A 22,615-nucleotide genomic window follows, 5' to 3' on the forward strand; every position below is an offset into this window, starting at 1 on the left:
GTCATCCTTCATGCTCTCCCTGTGGTTTAGGAAATTCACGACTGGCGACACCCGCGTCGAGGAACGGGTCGCGACGGAGCGTGCCCGGGCGGTCCCCCGTCGGCTTATAAACGCAAGCGTAGGCGTGTTCCAAGGCCGGGAGAAGCTCCTCGAACCCAAGCTCCTCGGCGATGACCTGGTCGATCTCGTCTGTTATGTCACGCATCTCGGAGAGCACATAGTTCCCCATATACTTCCCCGCATACGGAGTAAAAAGCATGTGGTTCGGGAAGTCACCAACCAGTCTCGTAGCCGCAGCCGACAGTCGGGATTTTCCAGCCTCGCTGAAGCGCGACGGATCAACAGGGATTTTGCCCAGCACTATGTTCGTGAGATGAAAATCATCGCCGGTCGAGTACCACCAGACGAAGGCAAACTTAGACGCCGCAATCGCGAGGAAAAGCAGAGCCGCCGCATCGTTGTCCACAGACACTCGTGAACCGCCAGTCTGCTCGGCGGTACGGCCGTCCCGCTCGTATGCGGGCGGCTCCTTAAGGTAGACCGATAGCCAGTAGAGCGGGACCTGCTTAAACCCGACCGAGGCTGAGCCCGACTTACGGCGCACCAGACCACCGAGCGCACCCGGTACCGCGTCGGCCCGTTTCACCAACTCAAGGTAGCCCTCACTCGTCACGCGTAGCCACCCGAACTTGGACCTGACCCCTGCCGGAAGCGCGAAATACTGTAGCGTTTCGAAGAGTGCCGGTCGGTAAGCCTCGTACCAGCGGTGCGTCTTGGTGACGTAGAGCTCCTTCTCGCCGTCTCCACGGTGTCCAACGACGACCGTGCTCCGCACACCGAGACCGGCGCTAAAGAGCGCCGCGGGATTCCGAGAGAAGTTGCTCACCCAGAGCCGACCGAAGCGGGTCTCGAGGACGTCACGCAGCTTCGCGTAATCGTCACTGAAGCTCGCCGAGATCGGAATGATGAGCGCCATCCGACCGTCCGGCCCGGTGATCTGCGCGGCTCGCTCGGTGCACGGGGCATAGATGTCCGGGAGAGCATCCGTCTTGAAGCCTTTATAGGAGTATTCTGTGATGTCCTTCTTTTTTATGTAGGGCGGGTTACCGATGACCACGTCGAATCCATCGCGGTCGAAGACTTCGGGGAACTCGATAAACCAGTGGAACGGGCGCGTGCCGAGGACCCAATCGTCGAAACTGCTCTTTCGCTTCTCGATGGCATAATACTGTTGGTTGGTCTCGGCACGAGCCTTCTCCAGCACCGACCTCAGGCGGGCCCTGCACGCCTTGACGGCCGCCGCGTCATCGGCTTCCTGCGCCTGACGAAAGGCGCTGTACGCAGCCTTGACCAGCTCCGAGGACTCGCGCGCCTGCGAGGAATTGTCGTCTACGACGAGTAGCCCGTCGCTCGCGATGTCAATCTCGTCCGGAGTGCGAGCGCCGACGAGCATGTTCCCTGCCTTGATGTTGAAATCAAGGTCTGGGAGCGGCTCGATCTTCTTCGGGTCCGAGATCGCTGAAGCGAGCTTGAGGAAGAGGCGCAGGCGCGCCACTTCAACCGCTTCGGGCATGATATCGACGCCGTACAGGTTCGCCAAACAGGCGTGCTTGAGTAGAAAGTAGCCTCGTCCGCCTTTGTGCCCGTCCACGTCGTCGCGGAGCGCGTCGAGCTCGGGGTCAACACCACGCTCGGCGAGATCCATGGTTTCGAGCAGAGCCTCGTACACCGGCATAAGCAGGTTCAGCGCCGCGAAGAGAAACGCGCCCGAGCCGCAGGTCGGGTCGATGATGTGCAGTTCGGTCAGCGCAACCCAGATCGCCCGCAGCTTCGCCGGGTCAGAGATCCGCTTGATCGCATCGACCGCAAGCGCCTCGATGTTTATATTCGCCGATACAGCGGCATCGACGGTTGAGATTTCCCCAGCAGCCAGCCGATCACGGGTAACAGAGAGGTAGTCGCGCCGTGCATCGATCTCCCACCAGCTCTCTCCAGGCAGGGCGTACTGAGCATCGACTTCACCAAGCCACGACGGGCGTCGGTTAGAAACACGCTCAGCCTCGATCTTTGCCGGGATCGGATACTCAGTTCCATGACGCAGCGAGTCCCAAATGTACCGCTCAGGGTCGGACGCTAAGAGGTCCCACACTGGAACGCCGATCTTCTCCAAGTGTGACACGATCACCGGGAGGAGCGTCGACCGGGTCATGAAGTGGGTGACATCGTCCTTCGTGTAGTACGCACCCATCTGTTTCGAGTTGACGAACTGCTCGAAGATGTATCCGAGGACATCCGGGTTGATCTCGTCGTTCGCTGCCGGAGCGGTATCGAGGTGCCAGGTGTACTCGGAGAAGAACCCTAGGATACGCTCGAACGCAGTATCGGGGATCGTGATCTCCCCGCCGAATTCCTCCTCGATTGACGTCGGCCCGAACAAGCCACCGTTCACGTAGGGGACTTCGCCGAGGATACGCTCGATCTCCGGGTCGGAGATAGTCTGGTCCTTCTCATTGAGCTTCTCGAAGAACAGCGGTAGAAGCGCGTCACGGTAGAAACCGTAGTATTGGTCGCGTCCACGGAGCTGCTGCACCCCCTGGAGGGTGTGCTCCAAGTACCAGAGGTCGCCGTTCAGGAACTCCTTCTTCTGCATGAAGTAGAGGAACATGAGCCGGTTGAGAAGAGTGGTCGAGTATGCCTTTGCAAAGCCTTCGGTAAGACCGGCGATCTCCTTCGCAAGGTTCTGATGCTCCTTCGCAAAGCGGTCGTAGAACTTCTTCGTGACGTTCGACGCATCAAAATGGCCGTGGATGCGGTCGAGGACGTCGGTCAGGTGGAAGCCCTTCTGGTGGTCCTCCTGCGTGAATATCAGCCCGGCGAGACGTTGCGCCATGAACGCGGGAAGCACGCCCGGCGTGGTTGCCACTCGCTCGAACGTAGTCGTACCGGCGGCGGTGGTCCGAGGCCAGTGCCAGTACCAGTAGTCGGAAGCTTGGAAGAGCTCCATGCACTCCGCAGAGAGCGGTGTCAGGGCGTTGTGGACTGCCTTCATTTCCTTCGGCGTCGGCTTCGTGTCGCAGGCGACGGTGTACACACGGAAGCCTTTCAGCTGCGCCGCCACCTCCGGAACGAAAGTCACCTCTTCGATCTCGACAGGTGCAACCGTGCCGCTCGGTGCATCCCAGAAGAGCTCTGAAACGAAGACGCCGGTCAGGCCCTCGGTCGTGAAGCGCTTCTGCATCGCCGCGGTTTTCGTCGTTACTGCCCCCACTGGTCGACCTCTTCAGCGATCCCGACCGGGTTGAACCCCATCGAGGTGATGACCTGGACGCGATCGGCGCCTAGGTCTCGGATATCGAGCAGCAAATTGTCGTCATTCATCATGAGTAGCCGATCTATTAAGTCGTCTGGATCACCGAGAATGCGAGCGGCTCGGAGGACGCCGACGACATCCTTCTTCGCGGACTCTCGGATCGGGCTAGCGTTGACCGCGTCAATGAGTTCGCTCACCCTGGCACGGGTAATGGTGGCGATATCGACGCGATCGACCTGCCGTTTGAGGAAGTCGTAGAGTTGCTTCCGCAGGCCATGGTTCAGTAACACGGTGTTCTGCTTCACCTGTTCCGTCATGTTGTCGGCGGCGCGTTGCATGAAGTCAAATTGCGCACTCAACGCTTCAGCGGCGACTTCAGCGTAGGCACTCTCGGTCAGCTTGAGCGCCTCCATCGGGGTCAACAGCTTCATCTCTGAGCTTGTTGTATGGATCAGTAGGTCAGTGCCAGCGTCAGTGCGCCCGTATGTGATCGCGCTCGGTGATCCGTCGACCTCGATCGCCTTGGTCGAGAACACAAGATCTTTGAGGGTCTTGGCGATCTCTCGATCCTGTGGCGCTGCCTTCTCCCAGATACCAAGCGCGTAGGACGAGGCGTCGACTTCGCCTTCGTCCTCTCCGAGATTAGCCTTGCCGTTGAAAAGCCCCGAGACGTCGATAGTGAAGTCGTCATCCTCGAAAAACTGCTCGCCTCCGCCGAGGATCTGGTGCGCGTTCTTGAGGCGCTTCTGCAGCCGCTCCCGCAGCCTAATGACAGCCTCAACACCGTCCTGCGGCAGGAAGGAAATGACGCGAATCGTGTCCGCTTTTTGCCCGACGCGATCAACACGACCAGCTCGCTGGATGACCTTGATGATCGTCCATGGCAAGTCCCAGTTCACAACGATCGCTGAATCCTGCAAGTTCTGCCCCTCGCTAAGAACATCGGTCGTGAGGAGCACGTCAACCTCGGTCTCACCCTTCGGCAACCCGCCCAGGTGCTCGTTCGCCTTCGGCGCGAACCTGCGTGCCACCTTCACCGCATCGCCCGACTGACCACTGACCGATGCGATCGACCGCTTCGTCCACCGTGGCAAATGCGCGGCAATGTAGTCGACCGTGTCCTTGTACTCGCTGAAGACCAGTACCTTCTCGTCTTCTGACAGTCCGTTGATAAGATCGGCGAGCGCTCTCAGCTTAGTGTCGTCTTCAGGCTTCCAAACACCGAAGGCATCGAGGAGATCCTGCAGAATGTCTGAGTCCTCACGGAGGTCCTCCAGGAGCTTCGTCTTGTCGAAGAGCTGCGGGCGGGCCCACTTGATTCCGGCAGGCTTCTTCGCCGTGAGCTCCTTGTAAGCACCCTCGGCATAGTCGAGCCATTGTTGCCTGGCCCACTTGATGCCCCAGGCTGCGGATGCAGCATCCGATAGCTCGTCGTCAGCATCGGCGTCGTAGTCTACGTCGTCGAGGTCGAAGTACTTGTCGGAGAAATTGCCGAGTGGGATCTTGAGGTCGTTGGACAGTGCGTGGTCGAGCATCGCGTTCCGAGCAACCATTCGCTTCACTGTGAGGATAAACGCATGCGCACTGGAGGTGAGACGCTTGAGTGCCGTGGTACGAATGAAGCCCGCGGCCGCCTGAATAGACTTCTCCAAGTCGGCGATGAGCTCCTTTTCGGCCTTGTCTCTGCCCTCGATATCCTCCTTAAGGTACTTGCCGAGCTGGTACCGGGCGTAGGTTAGATGCTCGACTGCGTCGAAGGTGTCCTCTGTCGCGAGCGCGTCATTCGGGTCTGTCGCGCCACCGGGGTACTTGAGGCCCTCGGGGATGCGCTTAGGGAAGCGGAAGGTCGTCCCATCCGGGAACTTCAGGATAATGTCGCCAGTCTTCTCGTCTTTCTCGCCGTAATTCGTCTCCAGGAACTTCCGCGTGCGTCGAACGAGAAACTCGCTGAGGAGACGCTGCCAGTCCTCGTTTTGTTCCGACTGGTCGAACGCGGCCAGGCTGTCGAGGCGCCCTCCAGTCTTCTTGGCAATCTCTTGGGCGCCCTTTCCTGGTCCCTTGATTGCGTCGAGTTCCGCGATGTGTTTGTCAGGGCGGATGCCTAGTGGCTCGTCCCAATCGAGCTTCAGACCAAGCTGGCCGCCGATGTCCTTGTGGCGGGCGTTGAACATCGTCGCTGTGAGCAACACAACCTTGCTGTCGTTATCGGCGACGTAGGTGTGGATCGCATCCCATGCCTTGCGGAGTCGGTTCCGCAGGTTGTGTGACTCATCAATGAGGACGATCCGGTAGCGCCGCAGGTCGGGTAGCTCGCGGTCCACCAAGCTGAGGCTAATGACCTTGCCAGGGATGTGGAAGCGATGAAGGTGCTCCTCCCACATCTTCACGAGATTCTTCGGTGCGATAACGAGGACGCTCTCCCCGACGGTTGCTGCGATGGCCGTACCGGTGAGTGTCTTACCAAGACCCACCACGTCGCCGATCACGGCGACGCCCTTGCGCTCAAGTAGACGCGTCGCAACTTGGACCGCGCTTATCTGGTGCGGCAGCAGTACCTTCTTGACTTCCGGCGGGATGTCTTCGGTAACACCCTCGCGCGCGTCCCGAGACAACTCGAACGCAAGACGAAGGTATACGTAATAGGGGCTTGGCTGCTCCAGCCGGATGCACGACTCCTCGAGAACTCGCTCTAGCTGTGATGTCCAGGGACGTTGTTGAGTCGGTCGAAGGGTACGCCGCCAATCGCAGAGTGGTGTCGGTGGTGGTTGTAGAAGTGGAGCCAGCCGGGCAGCGCCAGGCGTCGTTCGGCCTCTGAACCGTAAAACCTGGCATAGGCCCAGCCGTCCCCGAGCGTGCGGTGGAATCGCTCGATCTTCCCGTTCGTCTGCGGCCGGTAGGGGCGTGTCCGCTTGTGTCGGATGCCGAGCCGAGCGCAGAAGTCCCTCCATGCGTGGGATCTGTATGCCGACCCGTTGTCGGATAGGACTCGCTCGACGGTCACGCCTCGTTCGGCGAACCAGGCCACGGCGCGTTCGAGAACTCCCACCGCTGTGCTCGCCTGCTCATCCGACCAGATTTCTGCGTATGCGACGCGGGAGTGGTCGTCGATGACTGTGTGAACGAACGCCGTCCCGGTGCGCGGCTTGTGATCTTTTCCTCGTGGTAATCCCGGAGTCGCGAGCTTGTTCCGTGCGCCTTGCTGCCGACCTACGTAACGATGTCCACCGCCGTCGGGGATGTTGCCGAACTTCGTGACATCGACATGAATCAACGATCCCGGATGAGGATGCTCATATCGCCGCAATGGCTCGCCAGTGACACGATCGATATGCGAGAGGCGGTTCACGCGGCAACGGACGAGGACCGCGTGAACAGTCGACGTCGAGAGACCAAGTCGCGCAGCGATCTGGGCTGGCCCCAGTCGAAGCCGCCAGCGCAGGTTGATGATCTTCTTCTTGACATGCTCGGGCGTCCTGCCTGGGATCCGGTGCGGCTTGCTGGAGCGATCCTGCATCCCAAACTCACCCTCTTCCCGGTAGCGGCCTGCCCATTTCCGGGCAGTGATCGGGGAGACCATGAACATCTTTGCGGCGATCGTGGCCGGATAGCCGTCTTCGACAATCAGCCGGGCTAACCGGAGACGGGCACGAGGAGTGAGAAGAGCGTTCGGATGGGTCATCAATTGGCCTCCGCCGCGGTCTTCGTAAGCGCGCGTCTGGTGAGAAGCATGATGACGAGAGCGATCGCTGTCAGCACCGAAGCGACCCAAACCGGCGCGAGCAGCCCCAGCCCGGTCGCGAGCCCGAGCGCACCAAGCACGGGCCCCGCTGCAGCTCCGATATTCAATGCTGCGGTTGCGTACGAACCGCCCATCGTTGGCGCACCCGATGCTGCATACAGCACACGCGTGATCAGAGTACTGCCGACGCCGAACGACAGGAATCCCTGAACGAGGACGAGGACGATAAGCGCGACGGGATGAGATGCGACCACTGCCAACACGATCCAGCCTGTCAGCAATAGCGGTCCGCCGACTGCGAGCACGAGGCCAGGTCGTTGATCTGATAGTCGTCCTGCGATCGTGACGCCAAGGAACGATCCGATGCCGAACATCACCAGCGCGACGGACACCCACGCTTCGGCCAAGCCCGCGGTCTCGGTCACGATGGGTGCCAGGAAGGTGAATGCCGCAAAGGTCCCTCCGTTGATCAGCGCTCCGAGTACCATGGCCAGGATGAGCCGCGGCGTCGCCAACTGGCTGAGCTCGACACGGAGCCTTGGTGAGGTCGCGCTAGTCTCGCTCCGACCAACATTGTTCGTGACGCCACGAATGACTCCAACGGCCGCGGGAATACAGAGGATGGCGATCGCCCAGAACGTCGTTCGCCAGCCCAGCGCTGTGCCGAGCAGTGCCCCGGCGGGGACGCCCACGACGGTTGCGATCGTCGTGCCGGAGAGCAGGATCGACAGTGCACGCCCCTTCTGGTTCGCTGGCACGAGGGTAGTGGCCGTGCTCAGTGCTACGGCGAGGAATCCTGCGTTTGCGAGAGCGCTGAGCACCCGGGTGATGAGCAGGAGAGAGAACACTGGTGTCATCGCTCCGATGACGTGGCTTCCCGCGAACACGAGAAGGCAAACGATCAATGTGAGCCGCGGTGGCCAACGGCGAGCGAATGCCGCCATCACTGGCGCGCCGACGACCATACCGACTGCGAATGCGGAGGTCAGCAGGCCCGCAGTGCCGACCGAGACGTCAAGTTCGGTCGCGATCGCGGGGAGCAATCCCGCGAGCATGAATTCTGAAGTGCCCATGACGAAGACCGCCAGGGCAAGCATGTAGAGGGCAAAAGGCATCGAGTACTCCGAGGTGTGAGATCAAGAAATGGTTCTTCTTGTCACCACGGCCAGCGCCCCGGGTACGCCAGACATACGCCCACACAGATCGTGGGCGTCGTAACTAGTGGTTCAAGGGGCTGGCGGTGTGACCGACAACCCCTGACCTGTCTGATTCGGGACTCGACATGCCCCAAACTCTAACATGCCTTCAATGGCGAGCGGTCTGGACAGATACTTCTTGAATCGGCACGGTGTCATTACGGGCGGGGGCCAGAACAACGTCCCTGGACATCACAACTAGGGCTGCACGCTGGGAACGTCTATGCACGCTGCACTCACGATCCTCTCTCACTCGGAGAACTCGCCCAGCTCACCGGATCAGACGCAGCTCACACGGTACAGACACTTACCCGACTCATCGAAGCCGACGTGCTGCTGCTCAGTCGTGACGGCTGGCGCAAGCCCGCCGCCGACCGCCGCGACGCAGCGGCCGACGCCCGTGGCGTAACTGGACGCCTGGCAGCTCGCGCCGAGCGCTACGCCGTCGAGCGCGAACTGTGGGCTTGGTGGTGCGCCGAGCTGGACTGGATGAACACGCCCCGAGCTGAACGCCCGAAGCGCCCCGCACCAGGTCAGCTCGTGCTCGTGCCTGACCTTGGCCCAGCCCCTCACCCGATCCACCCTCGTACTGCTAACGGCCGCGCCGACTATCGCGCCGCCCGCTGCATCATCACCGGCACTACTCCCCCAGCTCGACCCCGACCCGTGCCCGTATCCGATGCCGAACGCCTCATCATGGACATACTCGGTGCCAAGCCGATTGCGACAATGCCGCTCCCCGGTTCCCACGACGAGACGCAACCAGATTCCCTCGAAGGCAAAGCGCAGCGCAGCGGAGCGCGGCAGCCCTATCGTGAGCGAACCGACCGCAATACCACTGTTCGCTTTGTCGGATGACACACAGGCCGCCCCCTGACGGAGCAGGCGGCAGCATGTGGACACCGACGCAGAGACTTACCTGCCCACAATGTGCACAGCCCAGCTATTGCGGGGCTGGCCTGCACACAGTGAGGACAGCTAAGCAGTAACACGAGGGTCACACCGCGACCCCGAAAGCAGTGCAGCTCGAAGAGCTGCACCAGGTGACGGCCGCAGCGCGGCCGCAGTGTTTGAACGCTTCGCATTTTTAGCCGTGAAGCCTTCGGCAGCATACGTTCGCTCCACCTCCGCGCAAGTGCTTTCGCGGCATATCCTCGCTCGCTGCGCTCGCTCCGGTATTCCACGGTCACTTGCACTCCGGCTGCGCTCTCTGCGCGGCACATTCGTGCCTTCACGGCAAAAAACGTGAGGGATAAGGGGAACTACCCCGACCCGCTCGGAAGGAGCACACCATGTCTGATCTGGCAACGCTTACCGCCCATTCGCACCCGGCATTCTTCGGCCGACTGAGCGCTATCGGCACCACCGCCCCAACGCGCATTTGGGCACGCGGCGACCTGTCGCTGCTCGACCAGCTCGACCAGACCGTGAACATCGACGGATCGCGCGCCAGCACCGCCTACGGCACGCAGATCACGGCCGAGTTCGTCGCTGACCTCGCACGCGATTACGTCACCATGACGGGCACCGCCTACGGCATCAACGCGGCCGCCGCCCGCGCAGCGCTCGCCCAGGGCGACCGACTCATAATCTGGCAGGCATCCGGCCACGGCCGACCCTACCCCGAGGCTCACCGGCAGCTCATCGACACCATCGAGGCCGCACCGAACACGCTGCTGCTCACCGCAGTTGAACCGGGCGCAGCACCCACCCGATTCCGGTTCATTGAGCGCTCGCGCCTGGCAGCCCTCGCCGCAGGAACAACGCTCATCACCGAGGCAGGCGCGCGCAGTGGCGCACTGCTCGGTGCACGCATCGCACACGCCGCAGGCCGCAACGTCGCAGCGATCCCCGGCCCGATCACCAGCGCCGCCAGCGCAGGATCACACCAGCTCATCAGCGACGGCGTAGCTCGACTCGCAGCCACCCCCAAGCAGGTGCGCCAGCTCATCCCGTGACCAGGCAAGCCCTAATAGGCCGATAAGACCTATTAGGGCCGCAGCTAGTCTGCGTATTGCATCAGATGAATCACCACGGTCCCCCGGGCGACATGGTGCTGCGAGACGTCTGGCGAGGGCTCTGACCTGCGCAGATGCCTCTCCGTACACGATGTCGAGCAGCGGTAAGGCGCCCGGGGCTGTGCGTGGACGCGTTTGAGCCGGTTACGCAGACAGGCTCTGTTGCAAAAATCGTGAAGCTTGAGCATGCTTGGCGGAGATTGGACGGACGGAACGATGACGGATTTCAAGTGGCGCCATTTCCAGGGTGATGTGATCCTGTGGGCGGTGCGCTGGTATTGTCGCTATCCGATCAGCTATCGCGACCTTGAGGAAATGCTGGCGGAACGCGGCATTTCGGTCGACCATACGACGATCTATCGCTGGGTCCAGTGCTACGCCCCGGAGATGGAGAAGCGGCTGCGCTGGTTCTGGCGGCGTGGCTTTGATCCGAGCTGGCGCCTGGATGAAACCTACGTCAAGGTGCGGGGCAAGTGGACCTACCTGTACCGGGCAGTCGACAAGCGGGGCGACACGATCGATTTCTACCTGTCGCCGACCCGCAGCGCCAAGGCAGCGAAGCGGTTCCTGGGCAAGGCCCTGCGAGGCCTGAAGCACTGGGAAAAGCCTGCCACGCTCAATACCGACAAAGCGCCGAGCTATGGTGCAGCGATCACCGAATTGAAGCGCGAAGGAAAGCTGGACCGGGAGACGGCCCACCGGCAGGTGAAGTATCTCAATAACGTGATCGAGGCCGATCACGGAAAGCTCAAGATACTGATCAAGCCGGTGCGCGGTTTCAAATCGATCCCCACGGCCTATGCCACGATCAAGGGATTCGAAGTCATGCGAGCCCTGCGCAAAGGACAGGCTCGCCCCTGGTGCCTGCAGCCCGGCATCAGGGGCGAGGTGCGCCTTGTGGAGAGAGCTTTTGGCATTGGGCCCTCGGCGCTGACGGAGGCCATGGGCATGCTCAACCACCATTTCGCAGCAGCCGCCTGATCGGCGCAGAGCGACAGCCTACCTCTGACTGCCGCCAATCTTTGCAACAGAGCCACCCAGTGGACATAAGCCTGTTCGGTTCGTAAGCTATAATGCAAGTAGCGTATGCGCTCACGCAACTGGTCCAGAACCTTGACCGAACGCAGCGGTGGTAACGGCGCAGTGGCGGTTTTCATGGCTTGTTATGACTGTTTTTTTGTACAGTCTATGCCTCGGGCATCCAAGCAGCAAGCGCGTTACGCCGTGGGTCGATGTTTGATGTTATGGAGCAGCAACGATGTTACGCAGCAGGGCAGTCGCCCTAAAACAAAGTTAGACATCATGAGGGAAGCGGTGACCATCGAAATTTCGAACCAACTATCAGAGGTGCTAAGCGTCATTGAGCGCCATCTGGAATCAACGTTGCTGGCCGTGCATTTGTACGGCTCCGCAGTGGATGGCGGCCTGAAGCCATACAGCGATATTGATTTGTTGGTTACTGTGGCCGTAAAGCTTGATGAAACGACGCGGCGAGCATTGCTCAATGACCTTATGGAGGCTTCGGCTTTCCCTGGCGAGAGCGAGACGCTCCGCGCTATAGAAGTCACCCTTGTCGTGCATGACGACATCATCCCGTGGCGTTATCCGGCTAAGCGCGAGCTGCAATTTGGAGAATGGCAGCGCAATGACATTCTTGCGGGTATCTTCGAGCCAGCCATGATCGACATTGATCTAGCTATCCTGCTTACAAAAGCAAGAGAACATAGCGTTGCCTTGGTAGGTCCGGCAGCGGAGGAATTCTTTGACCCGGTTCCTGAACAGGATCTATTCGAGGCGCTGAGGGAAACCTTGAAGCTATGGAACTCGCAGCCCGACTGGGCCGGCGATGAGCGAAATGTAGTGCTTACGTTGTCCCGCATTTGGTACAGCGCAATAACCGGCAAAATCGCGCCGAAGGATGTCGCTGCCGACTGGGCAATAAAACGCCTACCTGCCCAGTATCAGCCCGTCTTACTTGAAGCTAAGCAAGCTTATCTGGGACAAAAAGAAGATCACTTGGCCTCACGCGCAGATCACTTGGAAGAATTTATTCGCTTTGTGAAAGGCGAGATCATCAAGTCAGTTGGTAAATGATGTCTAACAATTCGTTCAAGCCGACCGCGCTACGCGCGGCGGCTTAACTCCGGCGTTAACCTCTGAGGAAGAATTGTGAAACTATCACTAATGGTAGCTATATCGAAGAATGGAGTTATCGGGAATGGCCCTGATATTCCATGGAGTGCCAAAGGTGAACAGCTCCTGTTTAAAGCTATTACCTATAACCAATGGCTGTTGGTTGGACGCAAGACTTTTGAATCAATGGGAGCATTACCCAACCGAAAGTATGCGGTCGTAACACGTTCAAGTTTTACATCTGACAATGAGAACGTATTGATCTTTCCATCAATTAAAGATGCTTTAACCAACCTAAAGAAAATAACGGATCATGTCATTGTTTCAGGTGGTGGGGAGATATACAAAAGCCTGATCGATCAAGTAGATACACTACATATATCTACAATAGACATCGAGCCGGAAGGTGATGTTTACTTTCCTGAAATCCCCAGCAATTTTAGGCCAGTTTTTACCCAAGACTTCGCCTCTAACATAAATTATAGTTACCAAATCTGGAAAAAGGGTTAACAAGTGGCAGCAACGGATTCGCAAACCTGTCACGCCTTTTGTACCAAAAGCCGCGCCAGGTTTGCGATCCGCTGTGCCAGGCGTTAGATGCACTAAGCACATAATTGCTCACAGCCAAACTATCAGGTCAAGTCTGCTTTTATTATTTTTAAGCGTGCATAATAAGCCCTACACAAATTGGGAGATATATCATGAAAGGCTGGCTTTTTCTTGTTATCGCAATAGTTGGCGAAGTAATCGCAACATCCGCATTAAAATCTAGCGAGGGCTTTACTAAGCTTGCCCCTTCCGCCGTTGTCATAATCGGTTATGGCATCGCATTTTATTTTCTTTCTCTGGTTCTGAAATCCATCCCTGTCGGTGTTGCTTATGCAGTCTGGTCGGGACTCGGCGTCGTCATAATTACAGCCATTGCCTGGTTGCTTCATGGGCAAAAGCTTGATGCGTGGGGCTTTGTAGGTATGGGGCTCATAATTGCTGCCTTTTTGCTCGCCCGATCCCCATCGTGGAAGTCGCTGCGGAGGCCGACGCCATGGTGACGGTGTTCGGCATTCTGAATCTCACCGAGGACTCCTTCTTCGATGAGAGCCGGCGGCTAGACCCCGCCGGCGCTGTCACCGCGGCGATCGAAATGCTGCGAGTCGGATCAGACGTCGTGGATGTCGGACCGGCCGCCAGCCATCCGGACGCGAGGCCTGTATCGCCGGCCGATGAGATCAGACGTATTGCGCCGCTCTTAGACGCCCTGTCCGATCAGATGCACCGTGTTTCAATCGACAGCTTCCAACCGGAAACCCAGCGCTATGCGCTCAAGCGCGGCGTGGGCTACCTGAACGATATCCAAGGATTTCCTGACCCTGCGCTCTATCCCGATATTGCTGAGGCGGACTGCAGGCTGGTGGTTATGCACTCAGCGCAGCGGGATGGCATCGCCACCCGCACCGGTCACCTTCGACCCGAAGACGCGCTCGACGAGATTGTGCGGTTCTTCGAGGCGCGGGTTTCCGCCTTGCGACGGAGCGGGGTCGCTGCCGACCGGCTCATCCTCGATCCGGGGATGGGATTTTTCTTGAGCCCCGCACCGGAAACATCGCTGCACGTGCTGTCGAACCTTCAAAAGCTGAAGTCGGCGTTGGGGCTTCCGCTATTGGTCTCGGTGTCGCGGAAATCCTTCTTGGGCGCCACCGTTGGCCTTCCTGTAAAGGATCTGGGTCCAGCGAGCCTTGCGGCGGAACTTCACGCGATCGGCAATGGCGCTGACTACGTCCGCACCCACGCGCCTGGAGATCTGCGAAGCGCAATCACCTTCTCGGAAACCCTCGCGAAATTTCGCAGTCGCGACGCCAGAGACCGAGGGTTAGATCATGCCTAGCATTCACCTTCCGGCCGCCCGCTAGCGGACCCTGGTCAGGTTCCGCGAAGGTGGGCGCAGACATGCTGGGCTCGTCAGGATCAAACTGCACTATGAGGCGGCGGTTCATACCGCGCCAGGGGAGCGAATGGACAGCGAGGAGCCTCCGAACGTTCGGGTCGCCTGCTCGGGTGATATCGACGAGGTTGTGCGGCTGATGCACGACGCTGCGGCGTGGATGTCCGCCAAGGGAACGCCCGCCTGGGACGTCGCGCGGATCGACCGGACATTCGCGGAGACCTTCGTCCTGAGATCCGAGCTCCTAGTCGCGAGTTGCAGCGACGGCATCGTCGGCTGTTGCACCTTGTCGGCCGAGGATCCCGAGTTCTGGCCCGACGCCCTCAAGGGGGAGGCCGCATATCTGCACAAGCTCGCGGTGCGACGGACACATGCGGGCCGGGGTGTCAGCTCCGCGCTGATCGAGGCTTGCCGCCATGCCGCGCGAACGCAGGGGTGCGCCAAGCTGCGGCTCGACTGCCACCCGAACCTGCGTGGCCTATACGAGCGGCTCGGATTCACCCACGTCGACACTTTCAATCCCGGCTGGGATCCAACCTTCATCGCAGAACGCCTAGAACTCGAAATCTAACGTCCGTTCGGGCATCGAGGTCCATGTCGGGGTGGGACGGGCCCGTGGCTTCAAGATCACTTGCAGTCCGACCGCGATGTCTTGGTTGCGCGAGAGGTTGTCGATATGGCTCTGTTGCAAAAATCGTGAAGCTTGAGCATGCTTGGCGGAGATTGGACGGACGGAACGATGACGGATTTCAAGTGGCGCCATTTCCAGGGTGATGTGAGGCTCTGTTGCAAAAATCGTGAAGCTTGAGCATGCTTGGCGGAGATTGGACGGACGGAACGATGACGGATTTCAAGTGGCGCCATTTCCGGCTCTTGTGACTGATCCGTGGGTGGGTTGAGCGTGCTGAGAGCAGGACACGCCGTTCCTGGTCTAGGTTCTGAGGTGTTGAATCTCCAAAACCGAACCCAGAGAACGGCGTGCAAGAAACTACCCTATGGCGGCGTGTGCTCGGAGTCGAGCAGACGACCGTGATCGAGACCATCGAGTATGACGATGATGCGGGCATCGTGACCGCTCACGTACGCCCCTCGAAGAGATTGAAACCCCGCTGCGGGAGATGCGGCGCGGTCGCTGGCCGCTACGACCAGGGTGAGGGGCGCAGACGCTGGAGGGCTCTCGATCTTGGAACAGTGCCAACGTATCTCGAGGCCGAAGCCCCCAGGGTTCGCTGCGCTGAGCATGGGGTCACGGTTGCGCAGGTGCCCTGGGCTCGTCATGGGGCTGGGCACACCAGGTTCTTCGATGACCAGACCGCGTGGCTGGCAACGGTGACGTCGAAGAGCGCGGCGACCGAGGAAAAACCTCGCGGCGACACAAGCAAGAACGGTTCGCATTGTTGGCTCGTGAAATTGGAACCGAGCAAGCACGCAGCGATCAGTTCGGAATGCGCACCGTCAACCCACAGCGTGCCGCCCGAGACGCCCTCACGCGAGCAACATTGGCGCGCGCCGAAGCCGACGAACTCCGCAACCTCTCAGTCAACGACGCTGCACGAATCATTGCAGCCAAGCGGGCCGAGCAGGAACAGACACGACGGCTGTTGGAGCAGCGAGAGCGGCAACTCAACCCGTTCCAGCGCACCACCCCCGGCAGCGACCCAGGTCGTGACGGGCCAGCACGCGGCCTGTGATTCCCGGGTTTGCTGCTCCGATGAACTCTGTGCTGCGATCGGGTAAGATGATCGGCATGGGTAACTTGATTTGCGTGTTCGCTGTGACGCACACGCTTGCTGTTCGCGACCGCCGCGCCTGACGGCGCGCCTCGCTGAACGCTTCGCGCGTCGTCCATCCGAGAGACCATTCGCGTCTCGGAACGGCGATTTTGCGCATCCATTTTCTCCGTCTGCGCTCTGCCCTGTTTCCGAGGCGTTCCATCCTTTCTTTCTTGGAGCGCGAACATGCCTCGTTCATCCCACGGTGGCCGCCACGAACTCGGCCAAAACTTCCTCATCCACACACCCACAATCAGCAAGATCACCGCTCTAGTCACCGCGACGAAAGGGCCGATACTCGAACTTGGCGCTGGAGACGGCGCACTCACGAGACCTCTCGCCCAGCTCGGCAGGCCGGTGACCGCGATTGACCTCGATGAGCACCGGATCGCTGGCCTCCGCCGCGCGCTGCCGGATGTGAAAATCAATCACGCCGACGCGCTCACCGTCCCTCTCGACCACCCCGTGATCGTGGGGAACATCCCCTTCCATCTCACCACCCCGATCCTGCGCCGACTTCTCCGCGTCGGCACCTGGACTCAGGCGGTGCTCCTTACGCAATGGGAGGTCGCCCGCAAACGCTGCGGGATCGGTGGCTCCACCATGTTGACCGCACAAACCGCGCCCTGGTTCACCTTCGACCTCCACGGCCGGGTTCCCTCCTGGGGTTTCCGACCACGCCCCAGCGTCGATGGCGGCATCATCCAGATCAGCAGGCGCAAAGATCCGCTGATTCCCGGCTCGCAGCGCACCCGGTACCAACAGTTCGTACGCGCGGTATTCACCGGCCGAGGCAGAACCCTCGACCGTGTCATCGCGAACGCGAGCCACATCGACCCCGGCCGAGCCCGGCAACTCCTGAGGCAGTGCGGCGTCGATACACGCGCACTGCCGAGGGACCTGACACCGGAGCAGTGGGCCGGAATCTGGAACGCGATACCTGAGTAGCCACCCCCAGAGCCACCATGCACGACACAACTTTCGCGATTCGTGGTCTCTCGGCCCGCGATGACGAGTCGGTCGCGTGAGCGTCCTCACGGCGACCGGTAGAATAGAACCGCGCGCACGCGCACGTTCACAGGTGAGTGTGTTTGGGGAACCTCGGCTAGCCGAGGTCGACGTGCTCGGCGACGTAGCTCACGGGCAGCGTGATCGTGGTGCGCCGCTTCGATCCTGCCCGCCGCACGGTGAGGGATCCGTCGTCGTTCGCATGGGCGACGTGCCAGCGGTCGCCGTTTTTCACCCAGCTTCGCCCGAGCGAGAGGCGCCGATTGTTCTCGCGGGTGATGATGAGATCTCCGCGGGAAACTTCGTTGCCGTCATGGAGTTTGACGCCGTCCACAGCGACGTCGCCCTGGAGGATTCGGTCGGTGCGGGCGCGGGTGTTGAGCGCAGAGACCGTGTCGAGGGTTTCCGCGATCAGCACCGTGCTCTTTCCCGCTGCGAGGTCTGTGCGCCAGGCTTGGTAGGCGGCTTCGAGAATCTCGTCATATCCGCCCGGCGTGACGCGCTGGTGCGCAATGTAGGTATCGATGACGTCGGTGTCGCCGATCCGCAACTGCAGGGACGCCTGCTTCTCCCAGTCGTTTCGGAAGCGACGCACATCGACCAGTTCCGGGGCGTCGCCGCGGTCACGCACGAGCATCCCGAACGCGCCGCCCGCGTCCACCGCTGCGAGTTGCGCCCAATCGCCCACGAGCAGCACTTTCGCGCCGACCTGCTGGGCGTGACTGGTGATGGCATCGAGCGCGAACGTGCCACCCAAGGAGGCTTCGTCGATGATGACGAGCTGTCCGCGCGTGAGGTTCCATTTCCCGAGGCGATGCTCATGCAGCCACTTCGCCGTGTTCTCCGTCCCGATCTCCAGATCCCCGGCGAGGACGTCGGCGGCAGCGGCCGAGGGCGCGAGCCCGGTCACCGAGCCTGGCCCGTAGCGTCGCTCCCAGGCTCGGCGCAGGGCACGCATCGTTGTGGTCTTCCCAGTCCCTGCGGGGCCGACGAGTACGTCGAGGACGCGGCCGGAGACGCCGATCTTCGCGATCGCCTGCTCCTGGTCCACCGACAGGGTGTGCCCGTCGCGGTTCTTCGTTCTGGCAGCGTCCTCGATCCATGCCAGCGGTACGGTCGGCGCCGACCGATCATTCGACGCGCCAAGGAGTCGGTCTTCTGCCGCGAGCACCTGCTCGGAGGAGAACACCGTTCCGGCTTTGGGTCGGAACACGCTCGACCCGTCCGCGCGACGAAACAGCGAGGGGCTCTTCGCGAGCTCGGGCGGAGTGAGGCGCAGCGAGACCCGTTCTGCGGCATCGACGATCTGCTGGGTGATGACGTCCCGGTCGTTCGCGGACGCGAAGCGGAGAGCCATCGTCTGTCGCACGGCCTCCGCGTGGAGGTTCCACCGTTTCCACGTCGCTCGCCGGTCACCGACCTGCTGCACCACGACCTCGGCGACCTCCTCGAGATCCTCCAACGGGATATCGTCTGCCCGCAGCAACGGTTCGTGCTCACTACCGGCGAGCAGTGCCGACGCCCAGGTTGGCGCGTCCTCACCCAGCAACGCGGTCGCGCGTTCTCGCCACTGGGAGGTGAGATCGCTGAGAGAGTGCTGCTGCTTCGGGGGCCGAGTCTCGAGCGTGGCCTGCTGCCGGAACTGCCACACCAGCTTCGGGGACGGCTGCCTCCCGTGCTTCGAGACGTAGTCGTCGACCAGCCGGTCTTTGACCTGCTCGATATCGCGAGTACGGGAAGAGAACTCGTCCATCAGCTCCTGCGGCACGCCAACGATCTCCCACGCCGTGGAGCGCCCCGCACCGCGCTCACGGGCTTCCCACCCGACGCCGAGGATCTGAGTGAGATGGTCCGAGAGGACCGCGTTGTAATGCTCCGATAGGCCGGTGACGGCGGCGTGGATAGCGCGAGAATCGAGCGTGCGCCACTTCCCGTCATGAGCTGCTTGCACGCGGTTGGCGACGACAATGTGCGTGTGGAGTTGTGGATCCGCGGCCCGAGAATCGTAATGATCGTAGGCAGTCGCAATCACACCCCGCACGTCGACTTGCGCGACGGCGCCACGCGCCCCTTTCGCGCCGACCCTGGTCATCGCGACGTCGCGCTCGAGTAGGGCGATCATGTCTCGGATCGCTGCGTGGTGAGCTTGGGCAATGAGTGCTTGCGTGCCGCCGTCGGCAACTGCCCAGAGGGTCGAGACGGACTTCGGGACCGAGAACGTGAGATCGAACCCTGCGACCGGCGCATTCGTTGGCTTCTGTGCTTCCTCCGCCTCGATCAGCGCTTGCTGCGCGGTACGCTCACCTGCGGTAAGGGACTTCGGGAGCTGATCGAGGCGGCGCTGCGTCCGCTCGCCCGCGGTGGCAAACTTTCGGTACGGACGCCCCAGTTGCTCGCCGCTGTTCGGATCCTGCCCGTGCCCCATGAGGCGCCGTAACTGCTCCTCGCTCACCGAGGCACCGACGGCGATCTCTCCGGCGAGTCCTGGGAGGCCGGCCCCGAGCCAGATGCCGGGAGGCGTTCCTGCTTCAAGGTAGTACCTTGTCAGCGCTGACGACGCATCGCGATCCCCGTCGCCAGCGACAACTGCGTTCAGCAGGTACCGGTACCCGTCCCCAGCGGTCATGACCCTGATCGAGATCGTCACACTGGGCAGGTGCGCCGCAGATCTTGGGATCTACCCTCGGAAGGCGGAGAGCGCGATGTTTGCGTCAATGCAGGGAGATAGCGAAGAGCGCGCTTCAACGGAGATGCTCGAATGGGTCCACGACGGATTGGACTCCGTGGTCGCGGCAGACGTAGACGATTCACACGCCGTACCCGTCGGCGCCGCTCGGCTCGGGGTCGCATTCTGCGCGGCAGACGTTACAGAGCCGGTGCTCGTTGCTCCCCCAGACCGTGACCTCGATATCGTCGGGGATCTCCATTCCGTCGAACTCCATATGCGGAGGTTAGCTGTCGCGGATTGAGTCGTGTCAAGATGCGGCACCGATGCTAAACCGCCGTTACCTATGGTCATCGCGCCGGTCACGCACTCGACGCTTAGTTCTTGAGGTACTCGAGGACGGCGATGACGCGCTTGTTTCCTGTGCGCTCGTTAAGGTCGAGCATGGTGAAGATGCTGCTGATGTGCCGTTCCGCGATCGCGACGCGACATGCATACGGTCCCTGATTTGCTCGTTAGTGAGCTCCGTAGCCATGAGCAAAACGTCAGTATCGCGGAGGAGCTGCTGCGGGAGCGGGAAAGGATTGACCTTACTGACGCAGAGACCCAAAGCGCGAGCATCCCTCATCGCTTTGATGCCAGCCCTTCAACCATTGCAACTAACCCGAACTCGAAATCTAGGTCTTGATCGACAGGCTCACATCCGTTGTCGAGCGCTGTTTGTTCTTCTAGTACGAAACCGACCGTATAGCGGCTGATAGCCATGAGAGCTCGGACCGCAGAGACCTCAGCGAATCCTTCGGACACGAGAAACTCGATCTGACTTTCGGGGGCATCCGAGCCCGCTGGCATCTGGTCACTCTTTTGACGGTGAAACTCTGCGTGCAGCCGTGCTCCATCCCGGACTGCCAGAAGCGCTGTCCGGAAGCTCCGCGCGTTGCGCAGGAGAAAGTCGTCCCAGCGCTCCCCTGACTCTGGGAGTGAGGCGTGGTGTTCGCGATCAAGCACATCAGCTGCGAGCGATCCGAGCAGGTGGCCCTTTGTCCGAAAGTGCCAGTAGAGCGCTGGCTGCTGCACCCGCAGATGCGCAGCCAGCGCCCGCGTGGTGAAACCGTCGATCCCCGTGTTATTGAGCACATGCCTCGCACCGCGCAAGACTGCTGCACGATCGAGTCGCGCTTGTTTCTGAGCCATGCTTGCACTTTATCATCGATAACTTTATCGTTGATAAGGTGTCATCTCTCACTTCCGCTCGTGGCTCGTTGGCCACGGTCCTCATCACTGCCAGCCTCGATGCCGCCGGAATGGGCCTGGTGATGCCGATCCTCCCCGCACTGCTAGACCATGCAGGCGTCCCCGCTGATGCGGTTCCGCTGAACGTCGGTGTACTGATCGCGCTCTACGCGATAATGCAGTTCGCCTTTGCCCCCATACTGGGAAGGCTGTCGGACCGGTTCGGCCGCCGCCGGGTGCTGCTCGCTTCTCTAGCCGGCGCAACCGTCGACTATCTCGTGCTCGCCACGACCTCCACGCTGTGGGTGTTCTATATCGCCCGCGCAGTGGCTGGGATAACCGGAGCGACCAATGCGGTCACCGCCACCGTGATCGCCGACATCACGCCACCCCACCAGCGCGCCAAGCGTTTCGGTTTACTCAGTGCCTGCTATGGCGGCGGAATGATCGCGGGGCCAGCCATGGGTGGACTGTTCGGTGCCATCTCGCCACATCTGCCGTTTTTGCTCGCTGCTCTTCTCTCAGCGAGCAATCTGGCACTCACCTTTATCTTGTTACGCGAGACCCGTCCTGATTCCCCTGCGCGCTCTGCGTCGCTCGCTCAGCATCGTGGTCGCCCCGGCCTCAGCGCGGTGCCTGGGATTACCTTCCTATTAGTCGCATTCGGCCTTGTTCAATTCATTGGGCAGGCTCCAGGTGCGACCTGGGTGCTGTTTACTGAACACCGCCTCGACTGGAGTCCCGTCGAAGTTGGAATCTCCCTGTCCGTCTTCGGGATCGTACAGGTTCTCGTGCAGGCCCTCCTTACTGGCCGCATCGTGGAGTGGATCGGTGAGGCAAAAACAGTCATCATCGGGTGTGTTACCGACGCCTTGGGTCTCGTAGGCCTGGCGATTGTCACTGACGCATTTTCCATGGCGCCTATCTTGGCGGCACTGGGGATCGGTGGCATCGGCCTCCCCGCTCTGCAAACCCTTCTCTCCCAGCGCGTCGATGAACAGCACCAAGGGCGCCTCCAGGGTGTGCTCGCCAGCATCAACAGCGTCACATCGATCTTCGGACCGGTCGCTTTCACAACGATCTTCGCGCTCACTTACATCAACGCCGACGGCTTCCTCTGGCTCTGCGCCGCAGCACTCTACGTGCCCTGCGTGATTCTCATCATGCGTGGTACAGCAGCGTCCCCGAAGTTCGGCTCATGGGCGAGCGGCGACTCGATGTGAGTTGTGAGACGTGAGCAGGAGCAACACGGCGGCGACACTGCTTCGCCATGGCCGACTAGCGAGACGGCGCCACCGGGAAACTCGGCATCATCTACCAAGGACAGGTCAGCTGGGAGCCTGATAGACCCATCGAAATGTGCGTGCCGATCGCGGAGAAAGGCCGGGCGCATCGGATCGAGCCATAGCACCATGAGTCTTCACGGAAGTGCGTTGACGGAGACTTCGTTGTGAACCGGGCCAAGGGAGAGCTGGAGGCCCTCTCCGAGTGGCTTGCCGATGACATGAGCTGGACGCTCATCGAGAAATCCACACACAGCGGCCCCAGTGCAGCCCGAGAGGTGCGCCCGCCGTTCTCCCGAGCGGGTGGAGGTCATTTCTG

19 protein-coding genes and 1 pseudogene are annotated in these 22,615 nt (G+C 60.8%); 12 read left to right on the forward strand and 8 right to left on the reverse strand.

Going from position 1 to position 22,615, the window contains the following annotated elements; genetic code table 11:
* Window position 1 precedes the first annotated feature (1 nt).
* The 6 genes from KI794_RS14545 to KI794_RS14565 form a co-directional block, all read right to left on the reverse strand.
* Window positions 2-3,091 carry an Eco57I restriction-modification methylase domain-containing protein gene (locus KI794_RS14545; protein ID WP_255808501.1) on the reverse strand — a complete coding sequence of 1,030 codons (3,090 nt, stop codon included), beginning with the start codon at window positions 3,089-3,091 and terminating at the stop codon, window positions 2-4.
* A 164-nt stretch (window positions 3,092-3,255) separates the two neighbouring features.
* Window positions 3,256-5,922: a helicase-related protein gene (locus KI794_RS14550; RefSeq protein ID WP_255808502.1), complete on the reverse strand. Its 2,667-nt coding sequence runs from the start codon at window positions 5,920-5,922 to the stop codon at window positions 3,256-3,258.
* A gap of 77 nt (window positions 5,923-5,999) precedes the next feature.
* Complete coding sequence (locus tag KI794_RS14555) at window positions 6,000-6,989, reverse strand: IS481-like element IS5564 family transposase (protein WP_167380529.1); 990 nt, start codon at window positions 6,987-6,989, stop codon at window positions 6,000-6,002.
* Complete coding sequence (gene cmx / locus KI794_RS14560) at window positions 6,989-8,164, reverse strand: chloramphenicol efflux MFS transporter Cmx (protein ID WP_047217927.1); 1,176 nt, start codon at window positions 8,162-8,164, stop codon at window positions 6,989-6,991. Before cmx ends, KI794_RS14555 begins: the two co-directional genes overlap by 1 nt.
* 21 nt (window positions 8,165-8,185) lie before the next feature.
* Entirely contained in the window at window positions 8,186-8,239 is a 54-nt protein-coding gene (locus tag KI794_RS16295; RefSeq protein ID WP_011113070.1) for a chloramphenicol resistance leader peptide, read from the reverse strand.
* A 285-nt stretch (window positions 8,240-8,524) separates the two neighbouring features.
* Window positions 8,525-9,106 carry a hypothetical protein gene (locus tag KI794_RS14565; protein WP_255808503.1) on the reverse strand — a complete coding sequence of 194 codons (582 nt, stop codon included), beginning with the start codon at window positions 9,104-9,106 and terminating at the stop codon, window positions 8,525-8,527.
* Window positions 9,107-9,537: 431 nt separating this feature from the next.
* Here KI794_RS14565 and KI794_RS14570 point away from each other — a divergent pair, with 431 nt between their 5' ends.
* The 10 genes and pseudogenes from KI794_RS14570 to erm all read left to right on the forward strand — a co-directional run bounded on the left by KI794_RS14570 (window position 9,538) and on the right by erm (window position 17,055).
* Window positions 9,538-10,203, forward strand: a complete 666-nt coding sequence (locus KI794_RS14570; protein WP_190265262.1) for a DNA-processing protein DprA — start codon at window positions 9,538-9,540, stop codon at window positions 10,201-10,203.
* A gap of 276 nt (window positions 10,204-10,479) precedes the next feature.
* Window positions 10,480-11,244 carry an IS6-like element IS6100 family transposase gene (locus KI794_RS14575; protein ID WP_001389365.1) on the forward strand — a complete coding sequence of 255 codons (765 nt, stop codon included), beginning with the start codon at window positions 10,480-10,482 and terminating at the stop codon, window positions 11,242-11,244.
* 321 nt (window positions 11,245-11,565) lie between these two features.
* On the forward strand, window positions 11,566-12,357 hold the full coding sequence (locus KI794_RS14585; protein ID WP_001206356.1) for an ANT(3'')-Ia family aminoglycoside nucleotidyltransferase AadA2: 792 nt from the start codon (window positions 11,566-11,568) through the stop codon (window positions 12,355-12,357).
* 75 nt (window positions 12,358-12,432) lie between these two features.
* Window positions 12,433-12,906 carry a trimethoprim-resistant dihydrofolate reductase DfrA1 gene (gene dfrA1, locus KI794_RS14590; RefSeq protein ID WP_071846295.1) on the forward strand — a complete coding sequence of 158 codons (474 nt, stop codon included), beginning with the start codon at window positions 12,433-12,435 and terminating at the stop codon, window positions 12,904-12,906.
* Window positions 12,907-13,097: 191 nt separating this feature from the next.
* Window positions 13,098-13,445: a quaternary ammonium compound efflux SMR transporter QacE delta 1 gene (locus KI794_RS14595; RefSeq protein ID WP_000679427.1), complete on the forward strand. Its 348-nt coding sequence runs from the start codon at window positions 13,098-13,100 to the stop codon at window positions 13,443-13,445.
* Window positions 13,439-14,278 (forward strand): sulfonamide-resistant dihydropteroate synthase Sul1, encoded by an 840-nt coding sequence (gene sul1, locus KI794_RS14600; protein ID WP_000259031.1) that lies wholly within the window; start codon window positions 13,439-13,441, stop codon window positions 14,276-14,278. The genes KI794_RS14595 and sul1 overlap by 7 nt, the downstream gene beginning before the upstream one ends.
* 127 nt (window positions 14,279-14,405) lie before the next feature.
* Complete coding sequence (locus tag KI794_RS14605; protein WP_000376623.1) at window positions 14,406-14,906, forward strand: GNAT family N-acetyltransferase; 501 nt, start codon at window positions 14,406-14,408, stop codon at window positions 14,904-14,906.
* 407 nt (window positions 14,907-15,313) lie between these two features.
* Window positions 15,314-15,691, forward strand: a pseudogene (locus tag KI794_RS14610) (transposase family protein); the annotation flags it as partial.
* A 41-nt stretch (window positions 15,692-15,732) separates the two neighbouring features.
* Window positions 15,733-16,026, forward strand: coding sequence for a hypothetical protein (locus tag KI794_RS14615; protein WP_255809806.1), 294 nt, complete (start codon window positions 15,733-15,735; stop codon window positions 16,024-16,026).
* Window positions 16,027-16,293: 267 nt separating this feature from the next.
* On the forward strand, window positions 16,294-17,055 hold the full coding sequence (gene erm / locus KI794_RS14620) for a 23S ribosomal RNA methyltransferase Erm (RefSeq protein WP_130108831.1): 762 nt from the start codon (window positions 16,294-16,296) through the stop codon (window positions 17,053-17,055).
* 157 nt (window positions 17,056-17,212) lie between these two features.
* On the opposite strand, the gene mobF is transcribed toward erm, so the two are convergent.
* The gene (gene mobF, locus KI794_RS14625) at window positions 17,213-19,762 is read right to left on the reverse strand and encodes a MobF family relaxase (RefSeq protein WP_182815971.1); all 2,550 of its coding nucleotides are present in this window, start codon (window positions 19,760-19,762) and stop codon (window positions 17,213-17,215) included.
* Between mobF and KI794_RS14630 the strand changes: the two genes are divergently transcribed.
* Window positions 19,740-20,084 (forward strand): hypothetical protein, encoded by a 345-nt coding sequence (locus tag KI794_RS14630; RefSeq protein ID WP_064846259.1) that lies wholly within the window; start codon window positions 19,740-19,742, stop codon window positions 20,082-20,084. The two genes, mobF and KI794_RS14630, sit on opposite strands and share 23 nt — an antisense overlap.
* Before the next feature lie 320 nt (window positions 20,085-20,404).
* On the opposite strand, the gene KI794_RS14635 is transcribed toward KI794_RS14630, so the two are convergent.
* Complete coding sequence (locus KI794_RS14635; RefSeq protein ID WP_010154754.1) at window positions 20,405-20,974, reverse strand: TetR/AcrR family transcriptional regulator C-terminal domain-containing protein; 570 nt, start codon at window positions 20,972-20,974, stop codon at window positions 20,405-20,407.
* 38 nt (window positions 20,975-21,012) lie between these two features.
* Between KI794_RS14635 and tet(33) the strand changes: the two genes are divergently transcribed.
* Complete coding sequence (tet(33), locus tag KI794_RS14640) at window positions 21,013-22,236, forward strand: tetracycline efflux MFS transporter Tet(33) (RefSeq protein WP_255809780.1); 1,224 nt, start codon at window positions 21,013-21,015, stop codon at window positions 22,234-22,236.
* The last annotated feature ends 379 nt before the right edge of the window (window positions 22,237-22,615 follow it).

Origin of the sequence: Leucobacter aridicollis (assembly GCF_024399335.1) — a bacterium.
Classification (GTDB): Bacteria; Actinomycetota; Actinomycetes; order Actinomycetales; family Microbacteriaceae; genus Leucobacter; species Leucobacter aridicollis_A.